This is a genomic window from Pseudomonas sp. TYF_14, assembly GCF_043105275.1.
GTDB classification, from domain to species: Bacteria; Pseudomonadota; Gammaproteobacteria; order Pseudomonadales; family Pseudomonadaceae; genus Aquipseudomonas; species Aquipseudomonas alloputida.
Genome location: NZ_JBICLK010000061.1, coordinates 284,744 through 297,491, shown reverse-complemented (window position 1 = coordinate 297,491; position 12,748 = coordinate 284,744). Strand labels below are relative to the sequence as shown.

Sequence of the window (12,748 nt, the reverse complement as noted above, 5' to 3'; positions counted from 1 at the left end):
GTACTTCAAGAGGTATCCCGATGGCCGATCCGACTATAGACGACGCCGAACTGGCGTTACGGCTGGCAACCGCTGCCGGCGAACATCTGCTCAAGCTGAGGGAGCATGGCCTGTTATCGAGTAGCGACCTTGGCGCGCATGGTGATCGCCTGGCGAATACCTTGCTGACCGACTTGTTGCGCAGGCATCGCCCTGATGACGGCCTGCTTTCAGAAGAAGAGGCATCCGACGATGCTCGCTTGCACAAGCAAAGGGTGTGGATTGTCGATCCGCTCGATGGCACCCGGGAATACGCGGAAGGCCGCTTGGATTGGGCCGTGCACATCGGCTTGGTCAAGGACGGCAAAGTCGCCGCGGCATGTGCTGTGAGCCTGCCTGGCCTGGGCCAGGTGTTCAGCGCAGCTGCGTCAATCGCTCTACCTCCAGCGCCAGTAGGGGGCATGAAGATTCTGGTGAGCCGCACTCGAGCGCCGCGGATCGCCGAGCAGGTTGCACAGCGGCTGAACGCGCAATTGGTGCCCATGGGGTCGGCAGGCGCCAAGGCCATGGCGGTGGTGCGTGGTGAGGCCCACGCCTATCTGCACGCGGGCGGCCAGTACGAATGGGATTCTTGCGCCCCCGTGGGTGTGGCGCTGGCGGCGGGGCTGCATGCCTCGCGCATTGACGGTAGGCCCTGCAGCTACAACCAGCGTGACGTGTTTATGCCCGACCTCCTGATCTGCCGGCCAGAGGTTGCAGCCGCTCTCCTTTCGACCATTGCCGAGTGCCAGCGGCACGAGGAGCTCCAGCATGACTGATTTGACCCACCTGCAACGTCTTGAAGCAGAAAGCATCGATATTCTCCGTGAAGCGGTATCGGAGTCAGAAAACCCGGTAATGCTTTACTCAATCGGTAAGGACAGCGCCGTGATGCTGCACTTGGCACGCAAAGCGTTCTTTCCGTCTCGCCCGCCGTTCCCGTTGTTGCATGTAGACACCACCTGGAAATTCCAGGCGATGTATCAGATGCGCGAAGAGATGGCGAAAGCATCGGGCATGCAGTTGCTGGTTCATCGCAACCCCGAGGCCGAAGCGCAGAACATCAATCCGTTCACCCACGGCTCGGCATTGCACACCGACATGTGGAAAACCGAAGGGCTGAAGCAGGCGCTGGCCCTGCACAAATTTGACCTGGCATTCGGCGGCGCACGCAGGGATGAGGAAAAGTCCCGTGCCAAGGAACGGGTGTTCTCTTTTCGCTCAGCCCAGCAACGTTGGGACCCCAAGGCCCAGCGCCCGGAGTTGTGGCGTTTGTACAACGCGCGCAAACACCCAGGTGAAAGCATCCGCGTATTCCCGCTTTCCAACTGGACCGAGCTGGATATCTGGCAGTACATCTACCGCGAGAACATCCCCATCGTGCCGCTCTATCTCGCCGCTGAGCGGCCGGTGGTAGAGCGCGACGGCACGCTGATCATGGTGGATGACGAGCGCATGCCACTGCGAGACGGCGAGAGCGTGCAAATGCGCAGTGTTCGTTTCCGCACGTTGGGTTGCTACCCGTTGACCGGGGCGGTGGAATCTCAGGCAGACACGCTGCCGGCCATCATCCAGGAAATGCTGCTGTCCACCACCACTGAACGCCAAGGGCGCGTGATCGATCACGACAGTGCAGGCTCTATGGAAAAGAAAAAAGTCGAGGGGTACTTCTAATGAACGCAAACACTGCACTCATCGAGCAAGACATCGAGCAGTACCTCAACCTTCACGAGCAAAAGACGCTTTTGCGGTTCATTACCTGCGGTAGCGTCGATGATGGCAAGAGCACGCTCATCGGCCGCCTGCTGTATGAAGCGAAAGCCTTGCTCGAAGACCAGATGACCGCCCTGGAAGCAGATTCCCGCAAGTCTGGCACCCAGGGCGACCAGCTGGACTTTGCCCTGCTGGTCGATGGGCTCAGCGCCGAGCGCGAGCAAGGCATCACCATCGATGTCGCCTATCGGTTCTTTTCCACCGACAAGCGCAAGTTCATCGTCGCGGATACCCCCGGGCATGAGCAGTACACCCGCAACATGGTGACCGGTGCATCCACTGCCGATGTCGCGATCATCCTGGTTGATGCTCGCCGAGGCCTGTTGACCCAGACGTTTCGCCACAGCTACCTGGTATCACTGATCGGCATCAAGCATGTGGTGCTAGCGGTGAACAAGCTCGACATGGTCGATTACGCACAGGAAGTGTTTGAGCGTATCGATCAGGCCTACCGTACATTCGCTCACCAACTGGAGTTCAGCTGCATCCAGAGCATCCCGCTTTCTGCCCTCAAGGGCGACAACATGACCGAACCCAGCCCCAATATGCCTTGGTATGCAGGGCCCAGCCTGATGCAATACCTGGAAAGCGTCGACATTGGCAATGTGAGTAACGACGCCCCTCTGCGCATGCCGGTGCAATGGGTCAATCGGCCCAATCTCGATTTCCGGGGTTTCTCCGGCCGCATGCTGGGGGGCTCGCTCAGGCCAGGTGACAATGTGCGGGTGTTGCCATCGGGTAATTGCAGTACGGTCAAACGCATTGTTACCTTCGACGGAGATCTGGCTCTCGCACAGCGGCATCAGTCCATTACCGTCACCTTGGCAGACGAGATCGATATCAGCCGCGGCGACGTACTGGTTGCAGCAGACGATCCGGCAGAGGTTTCGGACCAGTTCCAGGTCACGCTGGTATGGATGGACGCCAACGAGATGCTGCCCGGCCGCCCCTATCTGCTGAAGATGGGTGCAAGCACAGTCAACGCAACGTTCTCGACGCCGAAGCACCTTGTCGACGTCAACACGTTGCAGCATCTACCGGGCAAGACACTGCAGCTGAACGATATTGCGGTCTGCAATATGGCGCTTGACCGACCTCAGCCGTTTGACCCTTATAACCAGAATCGTGACATGGGCAGCTTCATCGTCATTGACCGTATCACCAACCTCACAGTCGGGGCGGGGATGCTGCAGTTTGCCCTGCGCAGAGCGCAAAACGTTCATTGGCAGGCAGTGGAAGTGAACAAGGCTGCCCGTAGCCGGCTCAGTGGCCATAAGCCTGTCGTTCTCTGGCTGACAGGGCTCTCGGGCACGGGCAAGTCCACCATTGCCAACCTGGTCGAGCAGCAGCTTCATGCGCTTGGTGTGCGTACCTACCTGCTTGATGGTGACAATGTACGACATGGCCTGAACAAAGACCTTGGATTCACGGCCGCTGACAGGGTCGAGAATATCCGCCGTATCGCCGAGGTTTCCCACCTGATGGTCGATGCAGGGCTGGTGGTCATCAGTGCATTCATCTCACCGTTCAGGGCTGAGCGCGAATTGGCGCGCAGCCTTGTGGAAGAAGGTGAGTTCGTCGAGGTCTTTATCGATACCCCATTGGCAGTGGTGGAGCAGCGTGATCCCAAAGGGCTTTACAAAAAAGCGCGTCAGGGAACGTTGAAGAACTTCACCGGCATCGATTCGCCCTACGAGATTCCGCTTTCGCCGGAAGTCTATATCGACACGACAAGCCAGAGCGCAGTGGATGCTGCCCAGCAGATCGTTGCCTGCCTGCGTGAGCGGGGCGTGGTGGCACGATAAGGATCGTTGCGCTGGGACGAGATCAATCGGAGGGTATTTCCATGGCTCGAATTGCGGGCAAGGTAGCAGTGGTCACAGGGGCGGGAGCGGGTATTGGCCGGGCAATGGCGCAACGGTTCGTGCAGGAGGGCGCGCGGGTAATAGCCGTGGACCTTGATACGGTCGAGCCTGTGCCGTCTGGTACGGGGGATAACGCCATGGGCAGTTTCGAGTCATGGCCGTGCGATGTGAGTGACCCAGCGGCGGTCGAAGCATTATTCGCGCATGTTCATGCGCGCTATGGCCGGCTCAATGTGCTGGCCAACAACGCCGGTATCGGCCCCACGCAGCGGGTACCCACTCATGAAGTGACCCTCACGGATTGGGATCGCGTCATCGATGTGAACCAGCGGGGTGCGTTCCTGATGATGAGAAGCGCCTTGGTGTTGATGATGACCTCAGGTGGGGGTTCGATCATAAACACCGCTTCTGTCGGTGCTTTTTCAGCCACCACCAATTCCATCGCCTATTTGGCATCCAAGGGGGCGCTGCTGATGATGACGCGGGCCGCGGCATTGGAGTATCGACCCCATCGGATCCGCGTTAACGCCATTTGTCCAGGCATGACGCGTACGTCGATTTTTGAGGGGCTTTCCGATGAGAGTATGGCCAGCCTGTTAGCGCGAACCAGCGCCCGCATGATCGAACCGCACGAAGTGGCAAGCCTGGCGCTGTTCCTGGCTAGTGACGAAGCAGCAGGAATAACCGGCGCAATGCAGGTGATCGATGATGGCCGCACAGCGGGAGCGTAATCAATGGATACAACTCAGCCAAGGACGTGTCGAATTCACCCCCTAATTATGTTGAATTCGACACTAATTGAGGCCCGAATTCCGATGTCAGCATGGGACATCATCAACCTGGTTGACTGAACTCAAGTCAGAAGGAAAGACGGTGTATGAACAATAACAACGCACAAACCGTACCGTTGAACCCGCCCAAAAAAATGGGCCAATTGAAAACTGCCAATCACCTGCTCGGCGACCGCAAAGCCCTTGATCAGGCGTGGGAGCGTGATGGTTATTGGTACTTCAAAGGGGTCCTGGACAAGGGCGTCATCGGTGAAATGCGTGCTCGCTGGATTGATTATCTGCAGCGCCATGGCCTGATTGACCCAGGCGTTACCGAAAATCGTTATAACGGCTCCAGCTTTGAAGGCAAGAGTGTCTCCCCCGCCGAGCTCGCGCGTGTCAGCGAATTCAACCACAACGACATGCATCGCATGCTGACCGAAAACCCCAAGATCGTCGCGACCGTGAAAGAGCTGCTTGGTGACGATCCGTTCTGGCTGCCGATTGCAGAATACCGAGCCAATCCACCGGTAGAGGATCCAGGCCAGAACCGCTTCATCTACCCTCACCAGGATGGCTTCTACAGTCGCGGCCTGGAAATGAAAATCTGCTGGGTGCCAATCGATACGGTTGACGATGAAGTGGGTGGCTGCGCCTGGGTTGAGGGCGCGCACCGCGGCCCCATCTTGCATGACGTGACCAACCCTCCCTCATTCCCTATTCCGGCCGACCTTATTCCCATAGAAGGCTGGAAGCGGGCTGATTTCGAACCGGGCGACATTGTGATCTTCGATTTGAATCTGCCCCACAGTGGCTTGACCAATTTGTCGAAAGACCGCTTCCGGATGTCCATGGATATCCGCGTCACCGAAGCCTCGGGCAAGGTGCCATCGATTGGACAGGTACTCAGCATTACGCCGGATCAGGTCACCTTGCGTGACCAGCGCACTCAGCAGGACAAGGGCTTTGCGATCGTACCGCAGACTTATGTGCGCGGGACGGACGGGAAGAAGCGCGAGGGCGATGATATCCCGAAAACTTTCCAGATCGGCGAGACAGTGCTGGTCAATAGCGACGATGGACTGGTCGCAACACTGGTGCGGTCCATCCACTAACCCCTTTACCTGGCGGGCTTGTCATTAATGCCCCGGCGCGAAGCTCTTTTTAAGGGCGCCGCGGCGGGGTGTTCGGCTGCCGGTTGAATACCTGCTCGCATCTGGAGTGCTGAATAATGCCTCAACCCAAACAATACAACTCAACGATGGCCGGTAAGGTCGCTATCGTCACCGGCGCTGGCGCCGAAGGCGACGGCATTGGTATTGGTCGTGCAATTGCAGTCGTCCTCGCCGGGGAAGGGGCCAAAGTGTGCCTTGTGGACCTGGACGCTCAGCGCGCGCAAGACACGCTCAAGCAGATAGAAAGCATGGGCGCTGAAGCGTTCATTATCAGCGCAAATGTCACTCTGCGTGATGACTGTGCCCGAATCGTCGAGGAAACCATGAGCCGTTATGGCCGCCTCGACATCCTGGTGAACAATGTGGGTGTGGCTACACCGGTCGCTCTGGAGGCAGACGATGAAGATGCATGGACGCGTGTGCTTAACATCAACTTGACCAGCGCGATGCTGATGAGTCGTTACTCGGTGCCTGCAATGACCCAGAACGGCGGGGGCTCGATCATCAACATTTCGTCGATTGCGGGCATACGCGCACACGGCAGTATTGCCTACGGTCCTTCGAAAGCTGCCATGGCAGCACTGGCGCGCGAGCTGACGGTGCTGTATGGCCGTCAAGGCATTCGGGCCAACACAGTTGCACCTGGCCACGTACTCACCCCGCTGGCGATGTCGCTGCTACCCGAACAGATGCGAGTCAAACGGCGGAATGTCGGCCCACTGGGTATCGAGGGTGATGGATGGGATGTCGCGTTAGCCGTGCGCTTCCTGGCCAGTGATGAGGCGCGCTTCATCACCGGCGTGCACCTCCCGGTAGACGGCGGAGTGACCGAAATCGGCCCTCTGTCTGCCCATGCATTGATCGAGGCTGGCGCAGCGCAATAGCGCCGACAGGGGTCGAGAAAGCTGTCGCGCAGGGCATCAACAGCCATTCAATAAGGCATCGAGAAAGGAATTCCAACGATGATGAAATTCATCGCTCCAAGCGCTGCGGCGCACGCAGCAATTGCCTCGACACTGCCTGAAGTCAAGCTATTGATCGGTGAACAGGCCATTGTTCGAGGGAGTGGTGGGACTTTCAGCCACTGTAACGCCGCCACAGGCCAGTTCCAGAGAGATATACCCCTGGCCGGACGGAACGAAGTGGATAAGGCAGTGGCTGCGGCTCGCGCCGCATACCCAGGATGGCGTCTCATGAAACCAGCCCACCGCCGGTTGATTCTCGACCGTTTCGCAGACCTGATCGACCAGAACATGGAACGGTTTTCCCAGATAGCAGTGGTCGAAAACGGTATTCCAATCAGCACTATGGTCGAGGGCATTGCACCTCGGGTCAGCAGCTGGGTGCGCTACTACGCCGGCTGGGCGGACAAGATAGAAGGACTGGTAACGGGAAGCCCCGCGGGAGGCGGCCACTTCGAGTACACAGTGCCTGAGCCGTATGGTGTCGTGGGGCATATCATCACTTGGAATGCTCCCTTGTTGTCGTTGGCCATGAAGGTCCCGTCTGCGCTTGCGGCCGGCAATTGCGTTGTCATCAAACCGGCTGAGTTCACGCCGTTCAGCTCCCAGCTTTTCGCGGAGTTGGCCTTTGAAGCAGGTGTGCCACCTGGGGTCATCAACGTATTGCCAGGAGGAGTTGCGGCAGGCGCTGCACTCGTGAGTCATCCTTGTGTCGACAAAATTTCATTTACAGGAGGGCCGAATGCAGCGCGTGCAATCATGCGTTCGGCTTCGGATACCCTCAAACCCTTGGTATTCGAGTTAGGAGGCAAATCGGCGAATGTAGTGTTCCCCGATGTGGATATTGACGCCACCGCTGCGTACTGCGCTGCGTTTGGGTTGTCCAGCAGTGGGCAGGGCTGCGCCTTACCTACGCGACTCATCATCCATGAGGCGATCTACGAGCGCTTTATCGATGCGCTTCAAACCGCTATTGAACATATACCTTACGGCGACCCGCTCGACAAAAACGTGATCGTCGGACCGTTAATCAATGCCAATGCCTGCGAGCGTGTACAGGACATGATCGACGCCGCGCGTGCAAGCGGTGCTGGCCGATTCTTCAATGGGACGACAACTGCAGGTACCCCCGGTAATTTCATTCCGCCCACGCTGATTGCAGATGTCGACCCTTATGCCTCCATTGCGCAGAAGGAAGTTTTCGGTCCGGTGCTATGCGCCTTGAAGTTTCATGATGAGCAGGAAGCCATAGCCCTGGCAAATGCTACTGAGTACGGCTTGGCCGCATACATTCAGACCACCAACCTCAATACTGCCCAGCGCCTGGTCGATCGCCTGCACGCTGGGACTGTATATGTCAATCGCGCGACGCCAACACTCCATCCGGGCTCGCCTTTCGGCGGATTAGGGAATTCAGGCTTTGGTCGGGAGGGCGGCAAAGCTGGCTTGGATGAGTTCATACGCACCAAAGGTGTGGGTGTCAGTATTTCACCAAGTTAAGGAGCGCAAGCATCGCCCGCACGGTGGTTTCATGATTTTGAATGTCGCTCAGATTAAGACCAATTCATGATCCAGCACAGGGAGAGAGGGCGTTATGAAGGCCGCAGTTACAGAGCTGTTTGGGATCCGAAAAACTGAGTCGGGCTACCTGCAGGGGGCGCGTGACGGAGAAATTTCAAGCTGGTTGGGGGTCCCGTATGCGCAGGCGGAGCGCTTCGGTCCGCCTCTGCCTGTAACGCCTTGGGAAGGTACCAGGCCCGCGATACATTTCGCCGCTCAGTGCCCACAAAGGCGCGGCAGCGAAGCCAAGCGTGCTCAGGTGGAATCGCCCGACTATGGGGAAGACTGCCTCAACCTTAACATCTGGGCACCCGTAGGAAAAAGTTCAGAGCTCAAGCCCGTAATGGTCTGGATCCACGGTGGCGCCTTCCTGATCGGCGGAAGCAACCCCTATAACGGCGCAGAACTCGCGGCCCTCGGCGACATGCTGGTGGTAACCCTGAATTACCGTTTGGGCGTCCTCGGATTCGCGAATTTCGCTGAGGCATTTGACCTTCCTGAAATACCCTCCAACCTAGGACTTCGCGATCAGATCGCCGCGTTAGAGTGGATTCGCGCTAACATTCAGGCATTCGGCGGTGATCCGACCCGCATTACCGTTGCCGGTGAATCTGCTGGATCCGTTAGCGTGTCTTTGCTGATGCTTAGTTCGAAAGCCTGGCCACTGTTCCATGGCGCCATCATGCAAAGCGGGGCAGTGAATCTCATACAGGATCGTGAAAAAAGTCGGGGGATTGGACGTCGCTATGCGAAGTTACTTGGGCTTGAAACGGTAACGATTGATACTTTGCGTCAAGTTAGCCTCGAGCAATTGTTAGAAGCCCAGGCCGCGATCAACTCGCAAGAGCCGTACGCACTGCCTGCTAGCCCATGGTTCGATGGCGACTTGTTACCAGGTTCACTGGCGGAGGCACATGCGGCGCCTACCGCGCCGGTACCTCTGCTGGCCGGCGCCAACCTGGATGAGGCGCGTAGATTCGAAATTTTTCCGGGCAACAAACTGGTGCCCGTCCGCTGGTTAGATATGGAAAAGCTACTGCGTAGCCAGCTTCCTTCCGATCAGGTCGAGCGTATTCTGGCCAGCTATCCCCGAACACGGGAAGGCCAGAGTGCCTTAGCCTCGGATCTTAACTTCATACTGCCCACGCGGCATTTTGCCGAGCGCCACAGCGCAGCTAATCCTACCTGGTTCTACCGATTCGACTACCGCCATCCGCTGCTGGGAGCCTGTCATGCGCTCGACCTTGCATTCCTGTGGCCGGTGCGGGGGATCTTTGGCTTCCTTATCAGAGGCGGCCCGATGCGCGGCGCGCGAGGGGCGCTCGGCAATTCGATGAAAGCCAACTGGGTGCACTTCGTGAGGAGTGGTTGCCCTCTGCCTGGCTGGCCGCAATACACCACCAATACCCCGAGCGTACGACTATTTGACTTGCGAGAATCAGTCATCAGCGCACCAGAGCCCGAACGTTACACGGCGTGGGCTGGGCGGGATGTAATGCCGGGATTGGCGGAATCCATGAAGCTAACGACTGAGCGGCATAAGCATTGTTCGCCTCGCGATAAGCTGATAAATTGAACATCGTTCACATAAAAGAACAAATGCGTGATCAATTGTTCAGGAGACAGTGCTGCATGAAGACTGCAATTACCGAGCTGCTTGGCATCCGCTACCCGATCGTACAAGGGGGCATGATGTGGGTGGGGCGCGCTGAACTTGCCTCTGCTGTTTCCAATGCCGGCGGGCTAGGTATTCTGACCGCTCTTACTCAGCCGACACCGGATGCTTTGCGCGCCGAGATCGACCGGTGCCGAGGGCTGACAGATCAGCCGTTCGGGGTCAATTTGACGGTACTCCCGTCAGCCAACCCGCCACCCTATGCCGACTACCTGCAGGCCATTATCGACAGTGGGGTGAAGATCGTCGAAACCGCGGGTAATTGTCCTAAAGAGTTTTTTGATCGGCTAAAGGCGGCTGGCATCAAAATCCTGCACAAATGCACTTCGGTACGTCATGCACTGAGCGCGCAGCGCAACGGCGTCGATATCATCAGCATCGACAGTTTTGAATGCGCTGGGCATCCGGGCGAGGATGATGTTGGTGGATTGGTTCTAATACCGGCAGCGGTCAAAGCCCTGACGATTCCTGTGATTGCATCCGGCGGCATTGCTGACGGGTACGGCCTGGCGGCTGCGCTTGTACTGGGCGCCCAGGGGGTCAACATGGGTACCCGATTCATGCTTACCCAAGAAGCGCCCATCCATTCCAATATCAAGGAATCGGTTGTTCAAGGCAGCGAGCGTGACACGGTGGTTATTTTCCGCACGTTGAAAAACAGTGGTCGAGTCTTCCGTAACGAGATTTCCGAACAAGTGGTGGCGATCGAGCGTCGGCCGGGTGGTTGCACGTTCGAGGATGTCCGGCCATTGGTAATGGGTGCTCGTGGACGCGCGACGCTGGAGTCGGGCAACGTCAACGATGGCTTGGTCTGGGCGAGCCAGGCGATCGGGTTGATGAATGACATTCCGACGTGCAAAGACTTGCTCGAGCGCATGATCGGCGAATGCCGCAAGCAGCTTGCTCAAGCATCCCTCGTTGCGTCGGCGTGAACGGGAACCCGTAGGCAGTGACCGTGCACAGCTCATTTGAGTAAAGCGGTTCAGGGTCACTGCACTTCAGAACCAAACTCTTGGAATTGCCATGTTCAAGACCAGAATCACAGAACTGTTCGGTGTTGATTACCCCTTGATTCAGGGCGGGATGCGCTTCGTTTCGCGTGCAGAACTTGTAGCGGCGGTTGCGAACGCCGGCGGGCTTGGCTTTCTGTCTGCGCACAGTTTCCCTTCACCTGTTGCCTTGCGAGAGGAAATCGAGAAGGTTCGCAGCCTCACTGACAAACCATTCGGCGTCAACCTTACGATCTTGTCCAAACTCAGCGTCAAGCCTGAGGACAGCGCCAAAGTGATTCTGGACGCTGGCGTGACATGCGTGGAAACGGCGGGTGGCAATCCCGCGTACTTTATTGCCGCTTTCAAGGAAGCAGGGATCAAGGTACTTCACAAATGCACTGCCGTGCGTTTTGCTTTGAAGGCACAGCAGCTCGGTGCAGACGCAGTGAGCTTGACCGGGTTTGAAGCGGCCGGGCATCCGGGCGAGGACCAAGTGCCCAATATGGTGCTGGTCCCAGCGGCGGTCGACCAACTCACTATCCCCGTGGTAGCCAATGGCGGGTTCGCTGACGGCCGTGGTTTGGTGGCTGCATTGGCATTGGGTGCAGAAGGGATGGCCATGGGAACGCGGTTTTTGATGACCCGCGAGTCACCTATGCCCGAAGCAGTCAAAGCCCGGTATCTGGCGGCGACGGAGCGTGATACCACGCTGATCTGCCGCAGCATCGGCGACTCCACCCGTGTGCTCAAAAATGCACTGACCGATCAGATTCTGGAGCTGGAGCGGGCAGGGGCGGACCACGACCAACTGATGACCTTGGCGAGCAGCCAGCGCTGGGTAAGTGCGGTGGAGCGTGGCGACGCGGATGATGGCGCCTACGCAGCCGGTATGGGGGCTGGCCTGATTCACGACATCCCGAGCTGCGACACGCTTGTGCAAACCATCATTGCTGATGCCCGTGCGATCATCAATGAGCGGCTGCAGCGCTACGTAGAGCCCTGAGGCGTCTGCTCTTCCCGAAACCGGCAGTCAGGTTTCGGGAAGAGTTTCCAGCAGACTTTCCAATACGCTGTCCAGGCCCTCGCGCTGCGTCGGCGAAAGCGCGTTGAACCCGACGTAGCTGTGAGTGAACTGCTCATGGCTGATTGCCTCGAAGGTGCGGGCGCCCGCCGCCGTCAAGCGCACTTTTACCGACCGACGATCCTGTTCGTCATGCTTACGCTCAATCAAACCTACCTGTTCAAGACGATTCAGGCGCTTGGCGATGCCCGTCACGGATATCAGCGAATGCCGACCTAACTCGGTCGGCGTGCAGGTGTTGTCATTCCCGAGTCTTTTCAAAGTGCCCAGGATCATCGCTTCGCCAACATTCAGCTGGTAAGCGGCTGCGGTGCGGGCGAGCAGACGCTCCATACGGTGACCCGCCACATAAAACCGCCCGGCCAATGAGACGGTTTGAGCGTCAACCTCGTCGTTCACGGCTGACCAATCCAATGCCCTCGACTCGCCTCGTTCCTGAAGGACAGATGGGGCACTTTTCGCATCCGCGTCGCCTGGCGGCGGGGCAACGAGCGACATCGCATAATCGCTTAATCCCTTGAGTGCCCCCTGCGATTCGTTCATCACCGCATAAATGCGCTGCTGGCCCCGCTTGGCTTGTTGCACCAATCCTGCGTCCTTGAGCACCTTCAGGTGCTGCGACACCGCTGACCGTGACACTGGCACCTGCTGTGCCAACGCGGCCACAGGGCTTGGAGCCTGGGCGAGGATTTCCAACAAGGTGCGCCTGGTGGGATCAGCCAGAGCAATAAATACAGCTTGGAGACACTCAGATCGGTTAGTCATAACTAACTAATAAATCTCGAAGGTATGTGTTCCATACATTATCAGCAGTACTTGATACTGGCCAATTCTATTTCTCATGCGGGTTATTCCCGTAAAGACAGCGCATTTTGTG

General features: G+C 57.8%; 11 protein-coding genes. 10 read left to right on the top strand and 1 reads right to left on the bottom strand.

Features of this window, described 5'->3' with window-relative positions; translation table 11 throughout:
* Nucleotides 1–20 precede the first annotated feature (20 nt).
* The 10 genes from ACF8O8_RS17590 to ACF8O8_RS17545 all read left to right on the top strand — a co-directional run bounded on the left by ACF8O8_RS17590 (nt 21) and on the right by ACF8O8_RS17545 (nt 11,793).
* Entirely contained in the window at nt 21–797 is a 777-nt protein-coding gene (locus ACF8O8_RS17590; RefSeq protein ID WP_392510073.1) for a 3'(2'),5'-bisphosphate nucleotidase CysQ, read from the top strand.
* Complete coding sequence (cysD, locus tag ACF8O8_RS17585; RefSeq protein ID WP_392510072.1) at nt 790–1,692, top strand: sulfate adenylyltransferase subunit CysD; 903 nt, start codon at nt 790–792, stop codon at nt 1,690–1,692. The genes ACF8O8_RS17590 and cysD overlap by 8 nt, the downstream gene beginning before the upstream one ends.
* Nucleotides 1,692–3,596, top strand: coding sequence for a sulfate adenylyltransferase subunit CysN (gene cysN, locus ACF8O8_RS17580; protein WP_392510071.1), 1,905 nt, complete (start codon nt 1,692–1,694; stop codon nt 3,594–3,596). The genes cysD and cysN overlap by 1 nt, the downstream gene beginning before the upstream one ends.
* Before the next feature lie 41 nt (nt 3,597–3,637).
* Nucleotides 3,638–4,387 carry an SDR family NAD(P)-dependent oxidoreductase gene (locus ACF8O8_RS17575; RefSeq protein WP_392510070.1) on the top strand — a complete coding sequence of 250 codons (750 nt, stop codon included), beginning with the start codon at nt 3,638–3,640 and terminating at the stop codon, nt 4,385–4,387.
* A 146-nt stretch (nt 4,388–4,533) separates the two neighbouring features.
* A complete protein-coding gene (locus ACF8O8_RS17570; RefSeq protein WP_392510069.1) occupies nt 4,534–5,541 on the top strand; it encodes a phytanoyl-CoA dioxygenase family protein in 1,008 nt (335 codons plus the stop codon).
* Nucleotides 5,542–5,657: 116 nt separating this feature from the next.
* On the top strand, nt 5,658–6,485 hold the full coding sequence (locus tag ACF8O8_RS17565; protein WP_392510068.1) for an SDR family NAD(P)-dependent oxidoreductase: 828 nt from the start codon (nt 5,658–5,660) through the stop codon (nt 6,483–6,485).
* A gap of 78 nt (nt 6,486–6,563) precedes the next feature.
* Nucleotides 6,564–8,063: an aldehyde dehydrogenase family protein gene (locus ACF8O8_RS17560; RefSeq protein ID WP_392510067.1), complete on the top strand. Its 1,500-nt coding sequence runs from the start codon at nt 6,564–6,566 to the stop codon at nt 8,061–8,063.
* Between the two features lie 94 nt (nt 8,064–8,157).
* Complete coding sequence (locus ACF8O8_RS17555; protein ID WP_392510066.1) at nt 8,158–9,699, top strand: carboxylesterase/lipase family protein; 1,542 nt, start codon at nt 8,158–8,160, stop codon at nt 9,697–9,699.
* A 56-nt stretch (nt 9,700–9,755) separates the two neighbouring features.
* A complete protein-coding gene (locus ACF8O8_RS17550; protein WP_392510065.1) occupies nt 9,756–10,730 on the top strand; it encodes an NAD(P)H-dependent flavin oxidoreductase in 975 nt (324 codons plus the stop codon).
* Between the two features lie 85 nt (nt 10,731–10,815).
* Complete coding sequence (locus tag ACF8O8_RS17545; protein WP_392510178.1) at nt 10,816–11,793, top strand: NAD(P)H-dependent flavin oxidoreductase; 978 nt, start codon at nt 10,816–10,818, stop codon at nt 11,791–11,793.
* Nucleotides 11,794–11,820: 27 nt separating this feature from the next.
* Here ACF8O8_RS17545 and ACF8O8_RS17540 read toward each other — a convergent pair whose 3' ends face one another.
* On the bottom strand, nt 11,821–12,636 hold the full coding sequence (locus tag ACF8O8_RS17540) for a metalloregulator ArsR/SmtB family transcription factor (protein ID WP_392510064.1): 816 nt from the start codon (nt 12,634–12,636) through the stop codon (nt 11,821–11,823).
* Nucleotides 12,637–12,748 lie beyond the last annotated feature (112 nt).

Excerpts from the sequence above, each read along its gene's own strand:
- ACF8O8_RS17590 (WP_392510073.1), top strand. The coding sequence starts at position 21 with ATGGCCGATCCGACTATAGACGACGCCGAACTGGCGTTACGGCTGGCA.
- cysD (WP_392510072.1), top strand. The coding sequence starts at position 790 with ATGACTGATTTGACCCACCTGCAACGTCTTGAAGCAGAAAGCATCGAT.
- cysN (WP_392510071.1), top strand. The coding sequence starts at position 1,692 with ATGAACGCAAACACTGCACTCATCGAGCAAGACATCGAGCAGTACCTC.
- ACF8O8_RS17575 (WP_392510070.1), top strand. The coding sequence starts at position 3,638 with ATGGCTCGAATTGCGGGCAAGGTAGCAGTGGTCACAGGGGCGGGAGCG.
- ACF8O8_RS17570 (WP_392510069.1), top strand. The coding sequence starts at position 4,534 with ATGAACAATAACAACGCACAAACCGTACCGTTGAACCCGCCCAAAAAA.
- ACF8O8_RS17565 (WP_392510068.1), top strand. The coding sequence starts at position 5,658 with ATGCCTCAACCCAAACAATACAACTCAACGATGGCCGGTAAGGTCGCT.
- ACF8O8_RS17560 (WP_392510067.1), top strand. The coding sequence starts at position 6,564 with ATGATGAAATTCATCGCTCCAAGCGCTGCGGCGCACGCAGCAATTGCC.
- ACF8O8_RS17555 (WP_392510066.1), top strand. The coding sequence starts at position 8,158 with ATGAAGGCCGCAGTTACAGAGCTGTTTGGGATCCGAAAAACTGAGTCG.
- ACF8O8_RS17550 (WP_392510065.1), top strand. The coding sequence starts at position 9,756 with ATGAAGACTGCAATTACCGAGCTGCTTGGCATCCGCTACCCGATCGTA.
- ACF8O8_RS17540 (WP_392510064.1), bottom strand. The coding sequence starts at position 12,636 with ATGACTAACCGATCTGAGTGTCTCCAAGCTGTATTTATTGCTCTGGCT.